Below are 24,590 nucleotides of genomic sequence, written 5' to 3'. Positions count from 1 at the left end.
ATGCCGGAAACTGCGCTGGCGCTTTGCCTTCGAAGAAGACTGTAAGACCCAGCTTTCTCGAACGTCGGTAGTGCCACCATTTGGCAAGTGCCGCGAATGAGCTCGCCGTCGAAACCAACGAGGATCCATCAGACCACCCCCCTTTCCTCTATACTACTCCCAGACATCCCTTTTCTGACATAGAAGCCGTTTGGGATCGCCTCCTGGACGAGCGGTACATGCGAAATCAGACCCACGGCACGGTTCTGTCGGACGATGGAGTTGAGGACCTGTAGGACCTGGTCGAGCGTGCCGGACCCATTTTCGGTGTCGAGGCTTCCAAACCCTTCGTCGATGAAAATCGTGTCGAGCCGGACCTTGCCGCTCGCCGCTTCGACCACGTCGGCAAGACCAAGTGCGAGAGCGAGTGCCGCAATGAACGTCTCGCCGCCTGAGAGTGTGCTTGTAGCGCGAGATTTCCCGGTGTGCGCGTCAAACACCTGTGTGCCAAGGCCTCGTTTACCTCGCCCTCCATTCTCCACCTCGCGCTCAAGACTATACTGATAGTTTGTCATTGGGCCGAAGCGTAAGTTTGCCGCTTCCAGAATCTGGTCGAACATCGCGCCTATCGCGAATGTCTCCAAGGTCAATCTTTGCGAGTTCTGCCCGTTCACCAGCGCAGCTAGTCCGCGCAGCGGGCCTGATGCCGCTTCGGCTTCGTCAAGCTTGCGCAGCGTCTCTTCCATCCCCTTTCTAAGCCGATCCAAATGATCGACACGGGTCTGGGCGGCAACGCGTTCTTCGGTCGCCCTGCCGAGTGCCTCAGCATGGATCTGGTGCGTTTCCCGCAGCGCTTCGATGTCAGGCCGGGACATGCCTTCAATCGCAGAGGCAGCATCTGTGACTGCATCAGACGCACTCTTGTGCTCACGCCGGTAGGTCTCGACCGTTTCTCTATCTTCATCGAGAGTTTCGATGGCTGGCTTGAGAGACTGAAACGCCTCTGCTGTGAGGCCAACTCCAGCCAGTCTTGTTCGGAAAACCTCCGCCGCCTTCTGATGGCGCGTCTTGCAGTCCGCGAGCGCCTTGTCCGCGCTTTCGAGATCCTTGACTGCGCCGAGTGCCTTTTCGCGCGCGGAGTTCAGCGCTTTTTCTGCCGCGGTCCGCGCCGCCTGAAGTGACTCCAGCGACCCGGTCACATTCTTAAGTGTGGCCGCGAGCACCGTCACATCGCGCAGGTTCTCCGGCACCTCGGCAAGCTTGCCATCGCGGGCCGCCTTGGCCTCGGTTGCCTTGTTCCGCCGCTCATCAAAGCGATCACGCAACTCATCGCGTTTCCGCTCCAGTTCCTCGACCTGCAATTCCAGTTCGTCAATCCCTGCCTCCGCGGCAAGAATGTCGACGCGGGGCCCAAGAGCTGCGAGTGCGGCGTCCTCACGACCGATCTGCGCCGCGATGACGTCCGCAAGCTCCTCTGACTGCTGCAGGGTGGACAAGCGTTTCTTTCGCTCCTCGAGCGTCGCTTGTACCCCGATCAGTGCTTCGCCGGCTTGCCGCGCTTCGCGATCGGCCGCCAGCCATGCGTCTCGCGTCTCTCGGAACGCCTTGTCCAGGCCAGCACTGCCGATGTCGCCCGTCGCAGGAGCGGGATGCTCGGTCGCGCCGCAGACCGGACATGCCGACCCTGCTTCCAGTTTCGTCGCAAGGTGCAGCGCCTGTGCAGCCGCGAGATTTCTTTCGGCTGTCTCAAGATTATCTCGTGCCTTCTCGGCCCTTCCTGACGCAGCTTTCGACTTCCGAAGCTGTTCTTCGACAGCGGCCTGAGCCGTCGTAACATCCTGCAAGGCGCCCTCGTAGGACTTGGCTGCCAGATGCCGTTGGTCGAGTTCTGCGCGTCGACCCACGATCTCGGCGCGCTTCGTCTCGGTCTCACGCGCGACTTTCAGCTCGGCGTTTTTCGAGATGCGCTTCTCCTGGAGTTTGGTCAGTTGTGCCTTTGCCGCCTGAAAAGTGTTGTCGGCGTTCTGCTGCTCTTTCAGCGCGGTTTCGACTGCCTGATTGCTATCGGCTGCTGCCTCGAGGATTCGACCATATCTCTCCAGTTCGTCGCTTCTCCGGCGCAGGGTTTCGACCTCATCGGCACGGTCTTCCTCGTGCCGGAGCGCCTCTGCCGCCTTTTCTGCTTCTCTGGCAGCAAGCTCGCTGGCCTCGTCAGCCTTTTTGCGCCCGCCCTCGGCTTCACCAACCTCGCGTTCGGCATCCCTCACTCGCTCCTCGACATCGATCAGACCGCGCGCGCGCTCGGCTTGTCGGACCTGCTCGGCAAGCGCCTCGATATCGTCCTTCCGCGCCTCAAGTGCGCGAAGCCGTTCGTTCATCTTTTCGGCCGTCGCGAATTTTTCTTCGATCGCCTCCGCCTGACGCACTGCTTTCTCGGCAGCTTCCGCCGTCGCCTTCCCGGTTTCTTCGTTCGCGCGTAGCTCTGCACATTTCCCGGTTGCGGCTTCGATGCCCGAAATCAGTGCATCGGTGCTTTCGAACCCTTCTGCCATGAGTTGTTTGATGCAGAGTGCACGTTCCTCCCGCACCTGCCGTTCAGCCTCATCGGCTGCGGACTTGAGATCGGCCATGAGCTTTTCGTAAAGCGAGACATCGAAGAGTTCTCGCAGGATTTCGAGACGCTCTTTTGTCTTGGCCGAAAGGAACTTCTCGAAGCGCCCTTGCGGCAGAAGAACGATCTGGCGAAATTGCTCTGAGCCATATCCGAGCATCTCGATGACAGCCGCGTCGACGTCGCGCACCTTCTTCTCGGCCACGATCTTGCCCCGCGCCGCGTCTGTAATGTCGTCTAACGACATACCGGTCGCATCGAACAGGTAAGCTTCGTGTGCGCTCCGCGTCTCGCCTTCACCGCGTGCCTTGGGTCGCATCTGGTCGGGTCGGCGAAGCACAACATATCGCCGCTCACCAATGTCGAACACGAACTCCGCCTCGGTCATTACATCCGGATCGGCGTGATCCGAGCGCAGCGACGGAGCCTCTTGCTCCGCCTTCGCCGCTTCTCCGAAGAGCGCAAAGGTCATCGCGCTGAAGATGGTCGACTTGCCCGACCCTGTCTGTCCGTAGATGCCGAAAAGACCCGCCTCGACGGCATCCCGAAAGTCGATAACCACCCGACCCGGATAGGGACCGAACGCCTGAAGTGTTAACCGAACAGGTCTCATTTCACATCCTCCGTCTCCCGCAGGCGACCGAGTGCCGACGCTACGACCTCCAGTTCCTTCTCTGAGAACCCTTCGTCCCGCACGTGTTCAACGAAGTCGCCAATGACTTCGACAGGGTTCGCGACCGCCAGGGCACGTCCCGTTAAGGACTTTACTTCTGGCGCCTGTTCATCCCGCTCGTAGATAAGTTCACAGGCGTTCGGGAACACGTCGCGGATGCGCTTCATTCCATCGATCACAGGCGCATCATCGGTAAGCACGGCTTTGATAAAATCGTCAGATCGGTCTGCGAGGAGAAGTTCTGCGTGACGTCCCTTCAAGACGCGCACATGGCGAATGGGTGTGAAGGGAATGCTCTCAATCGTGGTTTGCCCGACTGCATCGATCTCGACGAGGCTCATCGACTTCTGGCAGTCAGATTCATCAAACCCGAAAGCTAATGGCGATCCCGAGTACCGGATATGAGGGGCACCAACCGATTGCGGCCTGTGCAGATGGCCAAGAGCCACATAGTGGGCACCCTCGAACACGGCCGAACTGACTGTCTCGATGCCCCCGACCCTGGTGAGAGGTCGTTCACTTTCGCTGCTCGAAGCCCCGGCTACGAAAGCATGCGAAACGACGACCCAACGCGTACCATCGGGAATGTTACGCCGACCGCAAGCCACCTGAGCCGCGAGAACGTCCTCGGGCGTGTGGAGAGCTTCGTCGGAAAAACATTCACGGGCGGCATACTCGTAGGCGAAGGGCAACCCTGTGAACGCCACAGGTCCGTGGGCGTCCGTGAGGACCAGCGGTTTCTCGTCCGCACTGATCGCCCCACGTATTAAAGCGCGTCGTGTGTCTGTCATGATCGCCATAGATGCGATTCGATCACCAGAGTCGTGATTGCCGGCGATCATCACCACAGCCGCGTCAGTCTCCGAGGCAACGCGCGCCAAGAACCCATTGAACTGCCGCACGGCTGACGTCGGCGGGGCAGCCCGGTCAAAAATATCTCCTGCAATTACAAGAACATCAACGTCGCGGGAGGTGATCGCCGAAACGATCTGGTCGAGTATTGCTGCGTGATCGGAATCGAGAGGAATCCCGTTGAACTGACGCCCGAGATGGAGGTCGGCGGTGTGAAGAATCCTCATGGCAATAGTCCGTATATTTTTTAATCGTATAATTTCTAGATGGACATACAGGCGAGAGTCAAGGTAGGGATGCGCACATGAAGCTCGACGACCTCAAACATGCGCAGAGAGAGCGCCTGATCTTTCTGGACCGCTGCCTGACTTGGCGGGGTATGGCAAACCGCAAGGATCTGATCGACCACTTCGGTATTTCGACCGCGCAGGCAGCGCTGGACTTTCGTGTCTATCTCAGTCTAGCGCACAGTACACCGCCGACCTATGATCCGGTGCGAAAGACCTATATTGCTTCGATCGAACACGAGCCTTTAGCACCATCCGGGCTGACCGAAGCCCTCGATATCCTGACGAGCGATGATGAAGATACGCCGCCTTCCGCGTTGCCACGACCGGAACGCAAGGCAGATCGGAGGACTATCGCGCTGCTTCACCAGGCAATCAGGTCGGGGAAAGCCCTCCACGTACGGTACACGTCGATGTCGTCCGGTACCGACGAAGGGCAGTGGATTGCGCCGACCCGCTTCACGTCCGATGGTGAAAGCGTGCACTTGCGTGCCCACAGTTTCAAGCACGGTGAATATCGGAACTACCTCCCGATCCGCATCGATCCTGACAGCTCCTTCGAGGAGAAACCCATAGACAAGCCTCTGCCGGAGGACGTGGATTGGAATACTCGAGCAATCATCTGGCTGCGACCAAAGACAGGACTTTCAGATGAGCAAGCAAAGGTCGTCAGACGTGAATTCGGCTTTGAAGGCGAATGGCTTCGAGTCGAAACCAGAAAAGCGCTGGAATTCTTTTTTGATCGTCGATGGGGGTTGGATACCGTGGGCGCACGGCTTGAGCGCGCGAAAACGGACTACGAACCAATATGATAACTAGATCCCTTCTCGTACGCCGTTCTTGCTCCGCTCCATAGTTGCCTCTAACATATCGAGACCATCGACGGCAGAACGCATCTGCGCCTCATCATCCACGCCCACTGTCTCGCAATTCGCAACCTGGCCCCCAAAATCCATCTCCATCTGTCGTTGTTCCTCGGCGACGACGGCTTGAACGGCGGGCGCGGTCTTCTTTGGGACGACATCGGTTTGCTCTGACGATTGGCCATCCGCAGCCTGGCGTGCGGCCACCACATCGGCTTCGGATCCGCCTGACCCGTCCGGCGGCGGCGTCATCGGCATGGCGCGCATACTCAACGGCAGATTGCCTTGCGGCCCCCCTCCCCCCAGCTCCGGGAACGGCAATTCGCCCGTCTGTGCCGCGTGGATCGCCTTAAACAGCCGATCGTCAAAATACTGGATCCGCTTTGCCCGGACCGGCATTTGGGCATCGATCACCATGACGATCTCGTCGAGCGGCAGGCGGCGCGCCTCATCTTCGGGCAGCAAAGAACTTTCTTCGGTCCGTGTGGACTGGCTGCGTCCTTCGAAGGGGTTCTTGCCGATGGACTGAGACCGCGTGACCACGGTCTTCGTGGTCTTGCCGACAGCCTTGCTCAGCTCCTCGACGGTCTTCTCATCAGAGGGCGTCAGGTAGAGCTTCACCCCCGCGTTGCCCTGTAGGGCGCGGCGGGTGTTTTCGCCATAGATTTCATCAAGAGCGGGGATGGTTTGGGTGACCACGGCCAGATGACCACGATAGGTCCGCAAGGTCTCGATGCTTTCGACCACAATGGGCATCTTGCCGAGGCGATTGAACTCATCGAGCATGATCATCACGGGCCAGGGTTCGTCGGGGCCGGGATCCTTTTCCTGCATGGCGGACAGGAGATCGGAAAAGAACAGCCGGATCAGCGGCGCGAGCGGCTTCACCATCAGCGGCTGGACCACCAGATAGACCGAGAAGGGCTTCTTGCGGATCGTCCGGAAATCAAAGTCCGAGACTGCCGTCGCCTCATCGATGGCCGGGTTCTGCCATTGATCAAGCCCCGAGGTCATCAGGAGCGAGACGTAAGAGGTCAGCGTATCGTTGTTGGTCGAGGCCAGCCGGGTGAAGATCAGCTTGGCGGCCCGGTTATCCACCTCATGGCCCCGCGCGAAGTACTCCTTCTGCTTGTTCCCACCCGAGGCCGCGATCCGATAGATTTCTCCCAAGGTGGGGCGCTTGCGCTGGAAGGCCAAGAGGCCCGCCGCCACAAAGAGATCGATCCCGCCCTTGAGGAGGCCCTGCACCCGGTCGTTGTCGCTCTGCAGGAAGAGCGTCGCAAGAAGCTGCAATTCCATCTGCTGGCGCGCGGGATCTTTCAGCTCAAAGATGCGCAGGAGCGGGTTGTAGCGGTGCGTGCGCTTGCCCTCCCAATCGGTGGGGGCAAAGCGATAGACCTTGTCGCCTTGGGCTGCGCGATGCCGGGCCGTGGCCTCAAAGCACTCGCCCTTCACATCGAGCGTCACGGCGGAGCCTTGCCAGGTCAGCAGGTTCGGAATGACGAAGCCCGTGGTCTTGCCGCGGCCCGTGGGTGCCACGATCAGCGCATGCGGGAAAACCTTCGAGCAAATGTAATTGGCGCGGGAGCTCGGCGTCCCCAGCTTGCCGAGGATGAACCCGGTCCCTGGCGCCCCGAAGAAGCCATTGGCCTTCATCTCGCGCGCGGTCTGCCAATGGGTCTGGCCAAAGCGTGTGAGGGCCGAGCCTGAGAGGGCGAGGCTCAGCATCAGGCCGGCGGCGGCGAAGCTGCCGATGATCAGGTGAATAAGTTGCGCATCCTCCGGGCGGCGGTCCAGGATCGCCAGGTAGTTCTGCGCGATATATGCAAAATCGATCTCGGCCCCGAAGCCGAGATCCTGGTAGGTCAGCACCGCCGAGGCGATGGTATAGCCCATGGCGGCGGTCACCAGCGTTACCAACAAGACACCGGTCGCGATCCGCGCCTTTCCCATGGGCGCGCTCAATGGACCTGTCCCCGCTCGGTCTCGCCATCCACGTCTGTGGCGCGGTGTTTTTCATATTCGGTGTCGGCAAGATCATCGACCACCTGGCGCAGGGCCTCCGTGTTGGCCGTCGCGGCATCGGATTGCAGGTAGACCTTGGCGACATAGAGCCGGTCGAGGCGGTCCTCGAGAACCTTGTCCAGCGCATCGGCATCGCCGGATGTGAGCCGCTCAAGTTGACGGTCATCCAGCACCCGCGCGATCTCGGTTCGGAAAGCGTCCCGCTCCGCCTCGGTCTCGAAAGGCGCGGACAACTCCCCCGCCCGCTCATGGTCCAGAACACGCGCAATCTCGTCTGCGAGGCGGTCGGTACGGTCAGACTGCGGCGCAGTTTCACCGCGGGCTGCGAGGAGTGCGTCGCGCGTGCCAACCCCAAGCCCCTCGCGCATCTCGGTTTCGCGGCGGACCTGATTGATGACCTCCGTGTCGCGTATCTCGACGACGGCCGCATAGGTCGCGCCGAGCCCACGGGCGAGATGGGACGGCATGTCCGGATAGCGCGCGCGCAAGTCATCCGTGACAGCATATGCAACGGGCGTGCGGACGTCGCGTCCCTCCATGATCCGGTCGACCTCGCGGGTGATCTCGCTGGCGCGGGCCGCATCGGTGATGGTCTCCCTGTAGGGTTCAGACCGGTCGATCACATCGCCGGGGCGTGCGAGCAGGTCCGGGTGTGCTTCGAGATACGCGCGCTGCTCCGTCTCGATCCGGCGCTCCGCTCGCGATACAACCTCCCAATCCCGGTCCTCGATCTGCTGCGCGGTCAGGCCGTCCGCGCGCATCTCCTGACGGATTGTCCCTTCCATCGCCCGGACCGCGTCCCGGTGATAATGGAACCGCTCGCTGATCGGTTCTTCTTCCATGACACCATCCCGGCGCAGCACGTTCTCCCGCTCCAGAAGCGTGCCAAGCACGACATGCACATCGTTGAGGATGTCGCGCGCCTGTTCCAGATCGGCGCGGCGTTCGAGGTTCAGATCGCGCGCCTCGGCCACCTTGGAGAGATCATCGGCAATCCATTGATGCTCCAGTGCTGCATTTGAGGCGCCCGTCTCGATCCGGGCCACGACTTCCGATGTGCTGATCCTCGTGCCGTGTAGTGCCGCGTCAATGCGCGATCTCAGATCGGGCTCTACCAGACGCTCGCGCTGGCTGGCGTCGATATTGGCTTCGGAATAGATCCCGCCCTCCGAGGGGGGCTCTGACAGCGTGGATGATCGCAAACCGAGAGGCTGCATGTGCTGGACCTGCGTCTGGATCTCGATGAGACGTTTTTCCAGCACGGGACGTTCCGCGTCAGGCTTCTCGGCGATCATGCCCTGCACCCGCGCGAGCTTCTCCGCATAGAGGCTTCTCAAATCCTCAAAGCTTTGATCCTCGGCCATATAGACATCTCCTGTTCGGTCCACCTGCCCGCCATGCGCCAGCACCTCGCCCGCGCGGAAGAGGGCCGCGGCGATGTCTTCGCGGGCCCCGCGGACCTCGGAGGTCTCCCGGGAGGCCTCCACGGCAAGCGAATGGTAGACGGTTCTGGTGTTGGCGATCTCCGCCAGCGTCCGGGTCAGGTCGGCCCCCACACGCTCCCGCTCGCGGGGCGCGCGGCCCTCTTCTTTCGCCGCATAAACCTCGCGGGTAGCGGCGGGGTAATGCACAACACCGCGATCGACCCGGCGCGTCGCTTCCAGGCGCACGCCGTACTTCTCCGCCTCCTCGACCATGGCGAGGCGGAAGTCGTCATAGTTGAAGCGATGATTGCGCCCCAGAAAAAAGAACTCACCTTCCTGCGAGCGGCGGTTCAGCACCAGATGCGCATGCGGGTGATCGCGGTCCTCATGCACCGCGATGATGTAGTCGAAATGCCCCGCATCAGTCTGGAAAAACCGCTCCGCCACATCAGTCGCGATGTCGCGCACATCCTCGCCGCGCGTGCCGATGGGGAAGGACATGAGCATGTGGGTGGTCTGTCCGAGCTTGGGCTTGAAGCCCGCATCCCACCGCTTGGCAAAGCGCTCGGTCAGATCCTTGATATCACCCGCCTCGAGCTTCGCTTTGCCATCCAGGAACCCGCTACTGTCCACGATATGGGTGGACTTGGTCGTGAGGTAATCGAGCTGGTTTGCGAGCTGCGATTTCGTGTGCGTACCCCCGCTTCGGATTGCCTTGAAGACCGCCGGCCGATGCCCTGCTGCCGCGCGCACAAGCTGGGTCTGCTTGGCCACGTGCAGCCCCTGCATCGAGCCCCGGACGCGACTCCAGCCATCCCGAAAGACCTCGCCCGTGACGGCATGGACAGCATCATTCAGCCGCATGGGCAAACTCCCTCAGCGCGGCCGTGGCCTCCAGCTGCATGACGTCGCGCCGACGCCGCAGCAGCAGGTCGATCTCGTCAGCGGAATCCAGAATGAACCGCGCCAGCCCGCGCATCTGTGCAAGGCGCAATTCAGTGAACTCGGCACTCGTGCTGCCCCCTGCCCCCTGCCCTTGCCGATTGGCCTGCGTCATCTGTTTGGCGATCTGCGCGACCCCATTGCCGACCTCGTGCAGCGAGGCGCGGTAGCGCGCCATCTCAGCTGCCATCTGCGCGTCCGGAACGAACACCCCGCCTGCCGCCTGAATGAGCCGCCGCAGCCCCTCGGCCCGGCTTTCGATCCCCGCCTTCGCCAGCACCGCGTCGAGCGCCTCAAGCTCCGCAGCCGTGACCTTCACACTGACCGCTGAGACCGGAATTGCGGCATCCGTCTGGCGCTCGGCATCGGCTTTCAAGACGTAGCGCACGGCGCGCGATGTAACACCGAACCGCGCAGCCAGCTCGGACGTCGACACACCCTCCGCGGCCTCGCGGACGATCTGCATCTTCTCGATCTCTGTCAGGCGTTTTGTTCGGGACATGCGGAAGAAAGACCCCTATTTCCTGCCACCTTCCACCAAGGCTGCCCCTACCTTACAATAATATATCACGCTGTCAATTATATACTTACGTCGCATTCAGGCTCAGGCAGCCTTGGTGTCCGCTTCCCCCGCGGCCCGCAGGGACGCGGCTCTGCCGGCCTCACCACAGGGCGACCCACCTGTCCTAGGGGTCCGGTCCGCCAGCCCCGCCCGAGGGTCTGGCCGAACACCACGTGTTCGGACGGAACCGCGGGCGGGCGCAAACCCCTCCGACAGGGCGGACAGGCAGGGTCAAGGAGGGCCAGATTTGGCTTGCCAAATCTCTGCCGCAAAAACCGGGAGGCCTTGGCCGATAGGTTTTTGTGGATGGCCCCCTTGAGGCTGACTGGCCGGTCTGTCGCGGCCTGATCATTCCGGGCGGAGTGCGTCCGTTGAACGCGTAGGGACCGGCATCCCTGGAACAGGGATCGGGCCGCCCCAAGATCGTCCTGGGGCGGCCCATCCTCGTCAGAGGATTTAGTCCTGGGGATCTTTCGCGCTCGGCGGGAACATCACCAGCTCCGAGACCGCGACCGGGAAGTCGAGCTTGAGGCTGAAGAACTCCGAGCCGCCCCCGTTGCGGGTGTTGCGGAACATCGCACCCACGCGCTGAAAACGGGTGCGCTCCTGGCCATCGGTGTCGGTGAACTTGACGGGGACGGTGGCGACGTAGTGGTTGGTCATTTGGGTTACTCCTTGTTGCGATGGGGATCACCCGGCACGGGGGCAAAAGGCTCGGTCGCAAGCGCAAATGCGGAGGGTCCGCGGCCAGCCGTGGAAGCCGTTTTTGTGCTTGCCGAAGCGAAGCGCAGGGCACGATTGGGCCGACGCCGTGCGATCCACATCTATGAGCAAAAAGGAGTGATCCGGATGACCCTTGCCATCACGCAGCCGCCACCATCCGCGTCCGCGTCCCGCCGAGCCTGGCCGGGGTGCTGACGGAGCCCGCCCGCGTGGATGCGATGTTCCGAAACACCACCCGAAGGTTGTGCAGGTCTTCAGCCTCAAGTGCGACGTCTCGATCCCTCGCGTCTTGCCCCGCTAACGATGTGCGTGAGGTGCGCACCATCCCCAGCCCATACCGATGCGGATGGGCCGCACTCTGACGGACTGGGTAGAGGGATGGCAGTGCCGGCCGCTGCAGACTGCCGATCACGCATGACCGATCGCACGCGCCATGAGACATGACGAAAGGGCCGCGCCAAGCGCGACCCCCTCTCTTCAATCCTGCGACGCCTTCTTCGCCGGGTCCGCAACCCGCATGACCGTCAGACCTTTCGCTTCCGCCTTCTGCCCGAGGTTCAGCGCGACCCCGTTGCCGCCGAAGAGTACAACCCCCGTCGCCGCGAACTTGTCGTCCAGCATTTCGTCGTTGCACTTGAACGGTGCCGCCCGCCCATGCGCGGACCAGCGCGGATCGAAGCGCGCTTGTGCGACACCCCGTGCGCGCGCCCACCGAGCCGCAATCATCTCCGCCCCGTGCTTGCCACCTTTGTGGCAGAGGAAGATCTCCTGATTGCGGTTCTGCTTGATCCGCTCGCGAACCTTGTCGAGCGTGTTGAAGACCACATCAACATCGGTCCAGTCGGTGGCGCCTGAGACGATCAGGGGAACCCCCTCGACTTTCGACTTCTCGGCGGTTTCACGGTCGTGCTGCTCGAGGAGCTGCCGCGCCTCGAAGACCGCCCCGGTCTCTTGCGCCCGGACGCTTGCGCGCGACCCGGCTGCCGGGATGAAGGCGTGGCCCGTCTCGATCTCGTAGCATTCCGCCGCTGCCTCGCTCATCACCTCGATGGCGCTGACGATCTCGCGCAGCTGCAGAAAGCGCGCCTGCGCCTCTTCGAGCGCAGTCTCGGCGATCTCCGATCCGTCATGGGATTTTGCCAGCGCGCCGATCTTGTCGGCGGTGCGGTCGACCTCCTTGCCGAGCGCCACCTTGCGGCGCTGCAGGATCGTGGCGAGCCCATGGGCCAGCGGTTCGATCTCTGCTTCAAGCCCGGTCCCGCGCAACTGCCCGAGCAAAGCCTCGAAGCTCTCGCGGATGATGTGGTCGGTCAGGATGTGATCTTCCGGGATCGGCAGCTGCGCGTCCTTCTCGGTCAGCCCGAAAAGTTCGATGGTCTCGTAGGTGTTCGCATTGTCGTAAGCCATGTCTGGTCTCCAGTGTTCGGTTCCAAGGCCACCACGTGAGTGTGGGGGCATGGCCGAATGCCTGGTTTCCGAATCTGCCCGGGTCAGGGACGGCGCAGCCGCCGGCTTGCCGGGCGCAAAAGTTTTCTGCGCGCAGCAGCTGACGCATGCACGCGCTCACGCACGGGATCGCCCCACGCCACAGGCCCCCGCCCTCGCCGAAAAGTTTTGCGATCCTTGACGCGGGCTGATTTGGGGGCCATCCGGAGGATATGCTTCCACGCTCATGTGTGTGTGTTTTGAGGGTAGGTTTGCCCGACCCGAGCAGGCAAACGGCCCGACCGGACGCGGGAGACGGATGAAGCGGCGGGATCGTTTTGCCCCGCAAAACAGACCAGAGCGCAATCCGGCGGAGCGGCCGGGGAGGGACGTGCTCGCGAGGCGGGCAAACCGGGATGCCAGGCGCGACGCCGCGGTGAGGCCACATGGCCGAATGCGCGACGGACCGAAGGGCCGTTCTCCCCTGCGACACGCGCAGCCGAGCTGGGGAGGCCGCAAGGCTCTGGCCAAGGTTGATGTGCGGGCGACGCCGCTGCCGACTATAGGTATTGCTTGTCCGGGCATTCGACTTAAAGGGCGGGCGGACGTTCGCTGCGGCAGCGAAAAAAGTGAAGCAGGTCAAGAAAACCGGACGTTTGCCGTAAGATTTCGAACTGACTTGATGCGCCCTCAGCCTTTCTCGACACCGTGGCATGCCAACCCGGCTTTATCCAAATCAAGCGTCAAATTCGGTAGCGCTCGTCGCAATACTCGGCTACGATTTTACGAAAAGCAGGTGGTTGCATGGCACGCGGAGAACTGATGAAAAAGCTGTTGTCGAGCTACGGGCGCGACGATGAATTCCGTGGTGTTGTCGAACAGATCATCTCCGAAGAGGAAAAAAAGAACAACCGAGTGCTAGCACGGTCACTGCGCAAGGCACTGGATGGACTGACGACACGCCCGCAAGCCAAGGGTCTTTCTCCTTTGGTGCCGTTCCCAGACGAGGCCGGAGAGTTCATCCAGCGGATCGAACCCGTTCATACGCCCGATGACATTATCCTGACTCACGACAACATTGAGCTCTTCACTGGGCTACTGGATGAATTCCGAAAGTCCGAAACGATCAAGCGCCACGGGCTTCCCGTGCGTTCCAAACTACTGTTCTGCGGGCCACCTGGAACGGGCAAGACATTGTGTGCTGAGGTTTTTGCCGGCCAGCTGGGATTGCCGTTTTTCTTTGTCAAACTGGACAGCCTCATCTCTTCATTTTTGGGCGAGACTGCCACCAATATTCGCAAGACCTTTGAGTTTGCACGCCGCCAGCCATGCGTACTTTTTTTCGATGAATTTGACGCGATTGCGCGGTCGCGGGAAGAAGGCAACGATCACAGTGAACTGAGACGCGTGGTCAACAGTCTTCTGATCTTCATCGATCAGATACAGCCAGGTGGTTTTCTGATTGCCGCCACTAACCTGGACGCTCACCTTGATCCCGCCATATGGCGACGCTTCGATGAAGTAGTATGGTTTGACCATCCCGACGAAGCAATGGTCCGCAGGTATCTCACCAATGCGCTGAAAAACACCGAAACGGAGTTCGAAGCAGAGGATTTCGTTCAGAGCCTAGCTGATTATTCCTATGCCGAGCTTGAAAAAATTTGCAACCAGGCCAAGAAAATTTCTCTTCTTGATCGCCGAAAAAGCATTTCAAAGAAAGACTTTCGTGATGCCATCCGTTACGCTGAACGCCGCAGGATGCGATTAAGGAAATTATCGAACAACCAGTGAGGCCACTGTTGGCACAATACGATCATCTGCAACTGGTCAGAGCGAAAGAGCCTTTTGCACGCCGAAAAGACGGCAGACCCGGTCCAGCGCCCAAGCCGGGAAAGGGTCACGGAGGGCAAATACGGCGCGAAGCCGATGATGCGGTCGCACGTCAACGCGCCATCCGCCCTCCCCAATTTGTCGATCCATCCCTGATTCTGAAAGTCCACATGCATGGACTGGCCATGGAGGGAGACTGGGAACAGCTTGGACTCACGTTGTTAAATACAGACGATGACAACAATATCGTCTTGTTTTCTTCAACAGATGAACTGAGCGATTTTCGCAATAGGCTGGATGCCTATGAGGGACCAACACCTGCAGGTCAGAAGAATCCGAGCTACTCCGGTTTTATCAACCGTATCGGTAGTATTAGCACACTGGAGCCGCGCGACCGTCTCGGGATCAGGATCAAGGAAGCCGGTTTTACGGAGGTTTCTGATCTTCAAGACGGCCAAGAGTACATACTCGATGTCGAACTTTGGGAGTTCGGGACGCAGGCTGCGCGTCGTCGAAAGGCAGAAGAAATCATCGCGTTCATTGAGGAGCAGGGTGGAGAGCTATACGACCACTATTCTGGGCCATCTATCACGATGATCCGGGTCAAGGCTTCAGGGCAGTCTATCAGACCGATTTTTTCTGTTCCTGAAGTAGCTTTTATTGACCTTCCACCGGAGCCGGACATCGAAGCCAATCAGATCGTCCAGTTCGCGCTAGATGATGTTCCGCCCGTTGCGCCTCTTGACCCTGATCTGCCAATCATTGCTGTGTTGGATACGGGCGTGAACGATCATCCATTCCTCGCGGATGCGATCGTCGCGCGCGAGGCCTTTCCCAGCGAGCTCGGTGAAGCAGATATTGCCGGACACGGGACGGCAGTGGCCGGTGTTGCCGCGCTTGGTGATTTAAGGTCGCAGCTCGACGGAACCTCTTTGCAACGTGTGGCGAGAATTATCTCGGCAAAGGTGGTAACGGACGAGCGGAAGTTTTTTGATCGTCGGACGCTGCCGAGCCAGATGAGACAAACGATCCAGAGCCTAAATGCAAGTCATGGATGCCGGATATTCGTGATCTCTCTCGGCGACACGAAGGCTAACTTTGAGCAAGGACGCGTTGGTCCTTGGGCAACGACGCTGGATGAGTTGGCACGTGAGTTGAACGTCCTGATCTTTGTGTCAGCGGGAAACCGGCCCCCTCGTGGCGGTACATCAGTTGAGCAAGGCGTGACCCAATATCCGGGCTATCTCCTTGAAGTCGCAAACCGTGTATGTGAACCTGCTGGAGGCGCGAACATCGTGACGGTTGGTGCATTGGCTCATGCAAACGGCATTGGCCCTCAGCATGAATTTGATGCGCATATTCAGCCCATCACCGAGCGAGATGAACCTGCACCTTTCACGCGCACTGGCCCAGGCGCCGGAGGCATGACCAAACCTGATTTCGTCGACTATGGCGGGACAATGGTTTTTGATGCCGTGGCGAGGCGTTTGCAGACGGCCCCTCATCTGGCGACGGCAGGCCTGATTACAACAAACCACGATTTCTTGCGTCAATTGCTTACAAGCAAAAGCGGCACGTCTTTCGCCGCACCGATGTTAGCGAACAGGGCTGCGCAGTTGGTCAGACGTTTCCCCGGGGCATCAGCCAATCTGATCAAAGCGCTTCTGGCGAATTCCGCGACTGTTCCAGAGGCTTCCACTCGACGACTGTTGGCTCTTGATGCGCGTGATCATTCAAGAGTCCATGGTATTGGCCTCGTCGACACCTTGCGTGCGGCCTACTCGGATGATCACCGCGTTGTTTACTTCGTGGAAGACAGTCTGGAACTGGACCATTTCGCAGTCTATCGGTTGCCAATACCGATTGAGTTTCAGACAGGAGGAAAACGCACTATTCGGGTTTCTCTGGCGTATGATCCTCCGGTGAAAAGAACCCGCGCAGAGTATATCGGCACGCGTATGAATTTTCGCCTTATTCGGGGCTGCCCGGTCGATCACGTCTTCGAGTATTTTCGCTCTCGGGTGGGAGAGGGAACGGATCCCCCAGAGATGGCGGGAAAATATGATTGTGATCTGGTGCCCAAGAAGAACGCTCGCGACAAAAACACAATCCAAAGCGCCTCGATATCGTTCTCAGCCGACACAACACAATATGGCGGTGAATATCATCTGGTAGTACGTTGCGTGGGTGGCTGGGCTATGGATCAGGAGATCCGTCAAAACTTCGCGCTGGTAGTCGAACTGGAGCACCATGCTCAAGTGCAGCTGTATGCAAGGCTACGGCCGAGATTGCGGACCTGAAGACCCCGACATTTTCTAGCAATTTTTGCGCGTCTATCGGTAATCTTCGGACTAACAAACGTCAGCTTCGAGCAAGCCGCGCTGCGGCGAACTTTGCGCTCATCGAACGGCCGGAATCGGCCGAGTGTACGGCTTCAGTCCAGATCGACGCTGCCGAGGCGCGGCGCATGGACATGCGTCCGGATTAGGAACGCAGCGCCCGCGCCCGCGATAGCGCCGAAGAGATGCGCCTCCCACGACACGCCGGGTTGGCCCGGAAGAACGCCCCAGAGAATAGAGCCATAGAGGACACCGACCACCAGTGCCGCGCCCAGCGTGATCGGGGAGCGATCCACAAGACCGCGCGCGATGAGGAAGCCGAACCAGCCGAAGACCAGCCCTGACGCTCCGATATGGATGGCGGAGCTTCCGAACAGCCAGACAAGAGCACCGCCGAGGCCGATCACCACGGCATTCACCGACAGCAAGCCTCGCGTGGTTGTTGCCACCAGCAGCCCACCCATCACCAGGAGCGGCGGCGTATTGGCCATCAGGTGCGAGAAGCTCCCATGCAGGAGGGGCATAGCGATGACACCATCTAACCCGCTGCCGTGCCTGGGGATCAGGCCGAAGGCCGGGTTCAGGCCGTAGCCGGTGATCCAATTGACAACCTGAACCGCCCAGAGCAGCGCGACAAAGGCGGCAAGCGCCGCGGTGCGCCGGAAGAAGACGCGCATATGATCCCGGTTCATCATGTTGGCGACAGTAGTCGTCCCCACAGCGCCTTCAACGGCTTTCGCGCGCTGCACAGGGTGCCACCTCCGGGAAAGGGGGTTCGCGGCGGCCAAACTCGGTAGGGCTCAAGCCAAGAGAATGGCTCCGATCTTACACGGTGTTCCCAGGCCGCAGCGGCATGATTTAACGCTCGGGGCGCTTCAACGCTTCGGCATATTTGCGGGCATTGTCGTCAATCGCGCCGTGCCAGAGCTTTGAGACAAAGGCCTGGGCGTCTTGAACGGTCATGTCCTTCAGCGAAGAGGACAGCGCCATGAAGAGCTCATCCTCGCTGATCGCGGCGGCATAGTGCATGGCGTCCGCGTAAAATGATGGATCGTTGAGAACCTGATCGCTCAGGGGCATCCGCGCGAGGTTCTCTTCCGGGATCGCCATAAAGATCGTGTCCTGAAGGTCGGTCAGATAGGCGCGGCGCGATGTGGACACCGGCTTTCCCGCCGCCTTGGCCTCCAGATATGCATGCCTTGTCCTGTCGAGCTTTGCCCTTGCATGGGTCATGATGACATCACGCTGTCGTTCAGGCAGCGCAAATCCGGTGCAACGCTGGATATGAGCAAGAAGCTCTTCAACCTCGGCGTCTACATCAAAGCTCTCGAACCACGGAGCTTTTCCCAGTCTCGCCACCATGTGCCCACCCTCGACCATTCAATAATATATTATCGTATATCATATTCAGCAGATCGCAAGCAGATGCGTGCTTCGTGCAGCCAGACATGGAAAAAGGGGAACCGTGGTCTCACGGCTCCCCTTTCGGTTCAGATCGTCTTCTCTCGCGCGCTGGTCATGCGACCAATGACAACCCCGCGTCCTGAGGCTGCTCACCGCTGTCGATGAACGGGATGATCGAGAAGGTCTGGCCACCGCGCTGCTCCTCGTTTTGCACAGCGTTGACGCGCAGGTCGCCATCAGGCGTGTTGATCAGCAGCGACAGGTAGTCATTGCCCGTGCGGCTGCTTTTGGCCATCCAGGCCGAGCCAACGCGGATCGGCTTGCCACGCGGCGAACTGACCTCGATCCGGTAGTCCGGATGCGTGTCTTCGGTCTTGTAATCGTTCTCGATCAGCATGAACTCCAGATCGAACATCATGTTGGCGATGTAGCCGGTGAAGGCGTTGTCGGCGTCCATGGCGGTGAGCTCGCCCGAGATCGAGCCGGACTTCATCAGGCCGTTCGAGACCAGCGGGATGATCTCGAATTCGCCGCTCTGGGCTGTGCGCGCTTCCTTCGTCTGCACGGCATTGACGCGGAACGGGCCCAAACCGACATCGATCTGCATCGAGATGTAGGGATTGCCGCTGGTCGTGCCGGTCTCGTTCCAGGCCGTACCGATGCGCACCTTGCGGCCAGACTTGTTGACCGCCGTCACGTCGTAATCCGGGCTGCGTTCGGACATCTTGGCCCGCGCTTCCAGCTGGATGGCGATATCAAAGCGCGTCGAGTGAATCATGCCGGTGTACTCGGCGGCTGCGGTCTCGACATTGCGGGTGAGGGTTCCTGCGAACATGGGATAGTTCCTTTTGGATTGGCCGGTGTCTGACGTTCTTGCCAGCGCATCCGGGATTACTTTCTCGACCCCTTGAGGGATCACAAATCAGAAAGCTTGCTTTCCCTTTATGCCCCGCCCCCCGGCTCAGCGCTGCCGTCCGAGTGGGAATGCACCTACGCCTCCGGGTGCTACACCCCTCCCCTGCCCGTCTGGTCTTGATTGGCTGCCCGGATTTTCCGCGCCGTCCTCGGATCGCGCTATGAAGAACTCCACCTCTTTTCCGTTCAACCGGTGCCCGCTCCGGTCTGTCAGGCCGATGCAGCTACCATTCGGCACATAGGTGATCAGGTACTGACCGAGCCCGTCCTTGTGGACAATGTAGCCGGTATTGGCCCAATGCACGGTCTGCCCGGCATCGACGGCGGCCTTGATGTCTTCGAGTGTCATGCGATCCTCCTTACGAAGAATGGTGGGGAAACGACGCAAGAAGCCCGGTCGTCCAACCGGGCTTCCGTGCGGTATTCAATTGGCAAAAAGCCGGGTCCTGTCAGGCACTCTGCGCCGCTTGCATCGCGCGCGCCGCCATCCAATCCTTCAGGCCAAGAACCGTTCTTCCGGCGGCGACCTCGGAGGCCCAGGCAACCCTTGGGTCGCCGCTGGGCTCATCGCCAGAATGCCGGTCGATGTGGCCGTTGGCCATCCATGGCTCAGGCTGGATCCGTCGCAGCCAGTCCGCCATGCTCGGAATGCGGCCCTGGCAGTCTTCACGGATATGCTGCTCGCCAATCCAGCGCACGGGAATGTCCCGACCCGCGCTATTGGTCAGGGTCAGGCCGAAAACCCGTTCGGCCTCGAACAGGCCTTGAGCGTGGTGGCGCATGGCTCGGTGCGTGAAGAGCGCTAGGTGCTCTTTCGAGGCGTCAAACCAATCGTGCACGGCCTGATAGTCAGACGGCACCCCGCCGAATTTCCGGGCAGAGCTTTCAGCATGATGAAGCGGATGGGCCATCTCAAAGCCCCTCGTCATAGCTGTGCGAGCATTCGACATAGCGGTCCGCGTGATCGAGGATAATGCTGTCTAGTGCTATGTCCCAGGTCAGCGTGCCGTAGCCGCCCTCGTTGTTTTCGAACCCCGGGTGATGGTGATAGGCGAGCGACCAGGCGAAGTCGCCAACCTCTGTGGCAAGCGCCTCCGGCAGTTGGACCTCTGCGGGCTGCACCGTCACATCCTCGACATTGCCGGAGTCGCCATAGCCTTCGTATTCGGCAGTGACCTCGCTGATGCCAAGCGCACGTAGTTGCGCGAGCAGCTCCGTTCGGGATGCCTTCAATGTGGTTTCGCGCTCTGCACGCCACTGAGCCGCCATTGCGGCATAGTCGATCTGGGGATTGGTCATGGGTCTGTCCTCTTGTCTGAATTTGGGGGGCCGGGCGTGGCATTGGTCTGCCCGCGCCCGGAAAGCGCAGCCCGGGCAAATCCCGATCCACGCCGCCCGACCGGAAGCTCGCTTTGACTTTTCAGGCGGCTTGTTCTGACGTCATGCTGGCTTCCTGCCCCACGATCCGGGCCAGAATGCTTCCCGTGTCGATCCCGTCCCCATGCGGCAGGAACACCCGTAGCTGGAAGGCAATGATCTCGGTGAAACACCCCATTGCCTTGAGGCCATCAATCATGCCCCTGTCCACGCCGCACAACTCAAGGCGCATCTCGCCTGCGACACGGCGACGGGTCAGGGTGAGACCCCGGCCCAGATCGACAGGCGCGGTGGTGCCGAGGGCGGCGGTCAGCATCTCCTGCGCTGTTTGCGGGTTGGACACGAGGAAGCGGGCGCGCAGCGCTGCCGCCCCTTCCTCGCTCAGCGTGCGCCCGATCATCGCCGTCGCCCCGTCAGGCGTGACCCGGTAGATGCGTTCATTGGTGGTCGGAATGTCCTTCCAGATCGGCAATAAGAGCCCGGTCAGCAGGTAGAGCTTGGTTGTGGTGGTTTTTGGCAGGGATGCAGCCTCGGCATCCCAAAGCTTTGCAAACTCGGGCCTTTCGATGTCTTCCCAGGCCGAAGACGTGAACCGCGCCTCCTCCAGGTAGCTCGACCCGTTTGGCCGCACAACCTTGCGCATCAGCGTGACGATGTCTTCGTCATACATCTGCATCGGGCGTGCCGAGATGAGCGCCGCGCGACCGGAGGCGCGATTGACCATCGGCAGCTTGTCCGGATTGCGCGATATGGCCTCTTCAGCGCCCAAGACATGGACCGGGTCCGTCACCTCGAGCCCGATGATCCGCGTCACGGCGCCGGATTTCGGGCAGGTCCAGAGATCCTCTGTGGAGACCTGCTCGATCTTTTCGCCGCGCAGGGTTTCCACGCCGAGATCGAGCGTGCCTGCCGCGCGCGCCCGTTCAGTCTGATCGGCAATCCGGCGCATGAACTCGGCAAAGAGCGCGTTCTGCATGTGGATGGGCAGGGCCAGAACCCGGTTCAGAAACCGCTGGATCGGCGGCAACTCCTCGAGCAGCACCCCGTCCTTGTCGATCAGCCGCAGGGCTGTCCAGTCGGTGAAGCTCTTGTAGCTCATCGCCTCAGCGCGCCCGGCGGCAAGATCGGCGAAATACCCACGTAGTGCGGCCCGCGCGATCGGGCTTTCGAGATTGTCCTCCTCGCGGAACATGCCTTGCGAGCCGGTCTCGCGCTGACCCTTGGTCAAGGCCCCTAGCTGGTCGAGGCGCTTGGCTATAGTCGAGGTGAAGCGTTTTTCGCCATGCACATCCGAGGTGCAGACGCGGAAGAAGGGCGCGCTGACCTGAGCCGAGCGATGGGTGCGGCCCAACCCCTGGATGGCCGCATCCGCGCGCCAGCCGGGCTCCAGAAGATAGTGCCGCCGCCGTTTCTGGTTCTTCGCCGTTTGCGCCGCGTGATAGGACCGGCCCGTGCCGCCCGCATCGGAGAAAATCAGGATATCCTTCTCGCCATCCATGAAGGCTTGGGTCTCCGACGAATTGCTGCTGGCGGCGCGCTTTTCGATGAAGAGATGACCGTCCTCGGCCTTCAAAGGGCGGATAGATCGCCCAGTGACTTCAGCGACGGCCTCGTCGCCAAAGGCCCAGAGGATCTGATCGAGCGCCGAGGGGATCGGGGCGAGCGTCATCAACTCCATCATGGCCGCATCGCGCAGGGCGAGCGCCTCGCGCGAGACAACGAGCGCCCCGGTCTCATCCCGTAAAGGTTCCGCGACCATGTTGCCGTCAATCTCCACGAGCTTTTGCGCGTGGATCGGGAAGGCCTGTTCGAGGTAGCCCAGTACGTAATCGCGCGGCGTTAGCGCGCCCTCGACGAGTTCATCCTCGGGGTCCATCGTCTCAAGCCGGCGTTTCAGCAGACTCTCGCCCGTCGAGACCACCTGGATGACGCAAGCCTTGCCCGCCGCCAGATCGTCCTCGATGGCGCGGATGATGCTTGGAGCCTTCATGCCCAACAGGAGATGGTTGAAGAAGCGCTGTTTCGTGCTTTCGAAGCGGGACTTGGCCGAGGCGCGTGCGGCCGAGGCATTGGTCTCTCCCGAGGAGTCGTTGACGCCGGTCGCTATCAGCGCGGCTTCGAGATTGTGGTGGATGGTGCGAAACGCTCCGGCGTAGGCGTCATAGACCTCGATCTGGGCCGGGGTCAGCGCGTGTTCCAGCACATCGTATTCAACACCGTCGAAGCTGAGGGCACGCGCTGTGTAAAGCCCGAGCGTCTTTAGATCGCGCGCGACCACCTCCATGGCGGCGACACCGCCGGCTTCCATCGCCGACACAAAGCTCTCGCGGCTCGGGAAAGGGTATTCGGGGCCTTGCCCCCAGAGACCGAGACGCGCGGCATAGGCCAGGTTGTGCACGCTCGTGGCGCCCGTGGCCGAGATATAGAAGACGCGAGCGCGGGGTGCTGCCAGTTGCAGCCGCAGGCCAGCAAGGCCCTGCTGGGAGGGTTTGACCCCCCTGCCCTGCTCGGACCCGGCCGCGTTCTGCATGGCATGGGCCTCATCAAAAGCGAGGACGCCTTCAAAATCTGCGCCCATCCAGTCGAGGGTCTGGCTCAGTCGCGTGGTACCGCATTTGCCCGCGGACCGCAGCGTGGCGTAGGTGACAAAAAGGATACCATCGGCCATCGGGATCGGCTGGTCCGGTTTCCATTTGGAGAGCGGCTGGATGTCGGCTGGCGAGCCGCCGAGATCGGTCCAGTCGCGGATCGCGTCCTCGATAAGCGTGGCGGATTTGGAGACCCAGATCGCCTTTCTGCGCCCGGCCAGCCAGTTGACAAGGATGAGGCCCGCGCATTCGCGCCCCTTGCCGCAACCGGTGCCGTCGCCGAGGAAATAGCCAAGGCGATAGGCACGTGCATTCGGGTCATCATCGGCGCGCGTCAGCTTGGTCTGGTCCTCATCGATGGTAAACCGACCGGGCAGATCACGCCCATGGGCATCATGTGCCATGATGATGGTCTCGAGCTGCGCCTCGGAGAGATCTCCCTCCTCGATCAACCGTGCAGGCAGGCGCAATTCCGCACTGGCCGCGCCTGAGGGCACCGGCGGCGCGACAGAGGCCATGGCGATGCTCTCGACCAGCGGCGTGGGATGTTCCTGCGCACCCGCGATCTCGATCCGCTGCGGACGGTAGCGCGCATAGATGTCCGAGACAGGCGTGTTGTCGCGCGGGACATCGAAGCTTGTGAAGCTGAGCGGGATGGCAGCATTGGCGCGGGGTTTGGAGGCGGCGAAAGGCGCACCGGCGGTCTTGCGTGGGGCAGCTACTGGACGAACCGGCCGCCCGTGAGGGATCGCTTCAACCCGTTGGGCCGGGCGCATCTCGGTCCGTGTTGCGGCCACGGCATCGACATATGCCAAGGCTTCATCCAGATCCCGCACAGGGACGCGGATCATTTCGCCGTCCTCCTGCACCTTGTCGAAGACCATCAGCTGGGTTTCGACAGATGTGCCGAGCTTGCGGTAGACCTGCCCCGGCATCGTCAACGCCAAGCGCGGCGTCAGGAGACCGCAGGCGCGTGACCAATGCGCGGCATCGCGTTCGGGTGTGAATCCCGGCGGCATGATCGCCACCAGCCGCCCACCTGGTGCCAGGCGCTTTGCAGCCGCGATAAGATGTTTGGCAGCGATGTGCCTGTCCCGGGAGCGGTCGACCGAGGAAGCGAAGGGCGGGTTCATCACCACGACGTCGGGTAGAACCGGGGTCTGCAGCAGATCATCGATATGCTCGCCGTCATGGCCTGTGACCTCGCCGCCGAAAACCGCGCGCAGGAGACGCTGGCGAAAGGGGTCGATGTCATTGAGCAAAAGCGTGGCACCGGCCCGGGCGGCGAAAGCGGCCAGGGCACCGGTGCCAGCCGAGGGCTCCAACACGGTCTCGCCCTTGCGGATCGCCGCCGCCCGCAAGACCAGCGCCGCGAAAGTCAGCGGAGTGGAAAACTGCTGCAGCCGGATCTGCTGCTCTGACCGGCGCGTTTCCGTCAGCAGCCGCGAGGCAAGCAGCCTTGCAGCGGCGACATCACCTGCCACGCCGTCCCCACGCAGCAGCACCTGGACAGCCGCGGCCTGCATCAGGTCATATGCCATACGCCAGTCCCAGGCACCGCCGGCATCGCTGCCATGAAACGTCTCGCGCATGACGCGCGCGAGCGCTGAGCTGCGCAGGGGTTGGTGGTGGATCTCTGTGCCGATAAGCGCTAGCGCAGAGGCGAGATCGGCTTCGGAGATTGCGAGAGCCGGGTTGGCCGTTCTGGGTTTGGACATGGGGATTTTCCTTTGGATCAGGGTCTGAGTTCCAAAGGACAAAAAGCCCGCTC

At 61.1% G+C, this 24,590-nt stretch carries 17 protein-coding genes; 3 read left to right on the top strand and 14 right to left on the bottom strand.

Annotation, left to right across the window (positions count from 1 at the left end; genetic code table 11):
* Nucleotides 1-128: 128 nt before the first annotated feature.
* A complete protein-coding gene (locus RIdsm_RS29580; protein WP_057821959.1) occupies nt 129-3,203 on the bottom strand; it encodes an AAA family ATPase in 3,075 nt (1,024 codons plus the stop codon).
* Nucleotides 3,200-4,342: an exonuclease SbcCD subunit D gene (locus RIdsm_RS29575; RefSeq protein ID WP_057821957.1), complete on the bottom strand. Its 1,143-nt coding sequence runs from the start codon at nt 4,340-4,342 to the stop codon at nt 3,200-3,202. Before RIdsm_RS29575 ends, RIdsm_RS29580 begins: the two co-directional genes overlap by 4 nt.
* Before the next feature lie 77 nt (nt 4,343-4,419).
* Between RIdsm_RS29575 and RIdsm_RS29570 the strand changes: the two genes are divergently transcribed.
* Nucleotides 4,420-5,214, top strand: a complete 795-nt coding sequence (locus tag RIdsm_RS29570) for a BrxR family transcriptional regulator (protein WP_057821955.1) — start codon at nt 4,420-4,422, stop codon at nt 5,212-5,214.
* A gap of 3 nt (nt 5,215-5,217) precedes the next feature.
* Here RIdsm_RS29570 and RIdsm_RS29565 read toward each other — a convergent pair whose 3' ends face one another.
* The 5 genes from RIdsm_RS29565 to RIdsm_RS29540 all read right to left on the bottom strand — a co-directional run bounded on the left by RIdsm_RS29565 (nt 5,218) and on the right by RIdsm_RS29540 (nt 12,348).
* Nucleotides 5,218-7,218, bottom strand: a complete 2,001-nt coding sequence (locus tag RIdsm_RS29565) for a type IV secretory system conjugative DNA transfer family protein (RefSeq protein ID WP_057821953.1) — start codon at nt 7,216-7,218, stop codon at nt 5,218-5,220.
* 8 nt (nt 7,219-7,226) lie between these two features.
* Nucleotides 7,227-9,578 (bottom strand): relaxase/mobilization nuclease domain-containing protein, encoded by a 2,352-nt coding sequence (locus tag RIdsm_RS29560; RefSeq protein WP_037240058.1) that lies wholly within the window; start codon nt 9,576-9,578, stop codon nt 7,227-7,229.
* Nucleotides 9,565-10,158 (bottom strand): helix-turn-helix domain-containing protein, encoded by a 594-nt coding sequence (locus tag RIdsm_RS29555; protein ID WP_037240056.1) that lies wholly within the window; start codon nt 10,156-10,158, stop codon nt 9,565-9,567. The genes RIdsm_RS29560 and RIdsm_RS29555 overlap by 14 nt, the downstream gene beginning before the upstream one ends.
* Nucleotides 10,159-10,674: 516 nt before the next feature.
* Entirely contained in the window at nt 10,675-10,881 is a 207-nt protein-coding gene (locus RIdsm_RS29550) for a hypothetical protein (RefSeq protein ID WP_037240054.1), read from the bottom strand.
* A 537-nt stretch (nt 10,882-11,418) separates the two neighbouring features.
* Complete coding sequence (locus RIdsm_RS29540; protein ID WP_037240049.1) at nt 11,419-12,348, bottom strand: DUF2493 domain-containing protein; 930 nt, start codon at nt 12,346-12,348, stop codon at nt 11,419-11,421.
* An 840-nt stretch (nt 12,349-13,188) separates the two neighbouring features.
* Between RIdsm_RS29540 and RIdsm_RS29535 the strand changes: the two genes are divergently transcribed.
* Together RIdsm_RS29535 and RIdsm_RS29530 are read left to right on the top strand one after the other, a co-directional pair.
* The gene (locus RIdsm_RS29535; protein ID WP_197060313.1) at nt 13,189-14,157 is read left to right on the top strand and encodes an AAA family ATPase; all 969 of its coding nucleotides are present in this window, start codon (nt 13,189-13,191) and stop codon (nt 14,155-14,157) included.
* An 8-nt stretch (nt 14,158-14,165) separates the two neighbouring features.
* On the top strand, nt 14,166-16,496 hold the full coding sequence (locus RIdsm_RS29530; protein WP_074940746.1) for a S8 family peptidase: 2,331 nt from the start codon (nt 14,166-14,168) through the stop codon (nt 16,494-16,496).
* A gap of 134 nt (nt 16,497-16,630) precedes the next feature.
* Here RIdsm_RS29530 and RIdsm_RS29525 read toward each other — a convergent pair whose 3' ends face one another.
* From RIdsm_RS29525 to RIdsm_RS29495, 7 genes are all read right to left on the bottom strand, one after another.
* On the bottom strand, nt 16,631-17,230 hold the full coding sequence (locus RIdsm_RS29525) for a rhomboid family intramembrane serine protease (protein WP_107817808.1): 600 nt from the start codon (nt 17,228-17,230) through the stop codon (nt 16,631-16,633).
* A 163-nt stretch (nt 17,231-17,393) separates the two neighbouring features.
* Nucleotides 17,394-17,897 carry a hypothetical protein gene (locus RIdsm_RS29520; RefSeq protein WP_236553432.1) on the bottom strand — a complete coding sequence of 168 codons (504 nt, stop codon included), beginning with the start codon at nt 17,895-17,897 and terminating at the stop codon, nt 17,394-17,396.
* Between the two features lie 154 nt (nt 17,898-18,051).
* Nucleotides 18,052-18,774 carry a DUF736 family protein gene (locus RIdsm_RS29515; RefSeq protein ID WP_037240043.1) on the bottom strand — a complete coding sequence of 241 codons (723 nt, stop codon included), beginning with the start codon at nt 18,772-18,774 and terminating at the stop codon, nt 18,052-18,054.
* A gap of 126 nt (nt 18,775-18,900) precedes the next feature.
* A complete protein-coding gene (locus tag RIdsm_RS29510) occupies nt 18,901-19,203 on the bottom strand; it encodes a hypothetical protein (RefSeq protein WP_037240040.1) in 303 nt (100 codons plus the stop codon).
* A gap of 100 nt (nt 19,204-19,303) precedes the next feature.
* Nucleotides 19,304-19,765 carry a DUF6915 family protein gene (locus tag RIdsm_RS29505; protein WP_057822078.1) on the bottom strand — a complete coding sequence of 154 codons (462 nt, stop codon included), beginning with the start codon at nt 19,763-19,765 and terminating at the stop codon, nt 19,304-19,306.
* A gap of 1 nt (nt 19,766) precedes the next feature.
* A complete protein-coding gene (locus RIdsm_RS29500; RefSeq protein WP_037240036.1) occupies nt 19,767-20,153 on the bottom strand; it encodes a DUF6878 family protein in 387 nt (128 codons plus the stop codon).
* Nucleotides 20,154-20,274: 121 nt separating this feature from the next.
* A complete protein-coding gene (locus tag RIdsm_RS29495) occupies nt 20,275-24,537 on the bottom strand; it encodes a strawberry notch family protein (RefSeq protein ID WP_074940726.1) in 4,263 nt (1,420 codons plus the stop codon).
* Nucleotides 24,538-24,590 lie beyond the last annotated feature (53 nt).

The organism is Roseovarius indicus (assembly GCF_008728195.1).
GTDB classification, from domain to species: domain Bacteria; phylum Pseudomonadota; class Alphaproteobacteria; order Rhodobacterales; family Rhodobacteraceae; genus Roseovarius; species Roseovarius indicus.
Note: the sequence above shows the minus strand (reverse complement) of the source record. Positions and strands in the feature narration are given on the sequence as shown.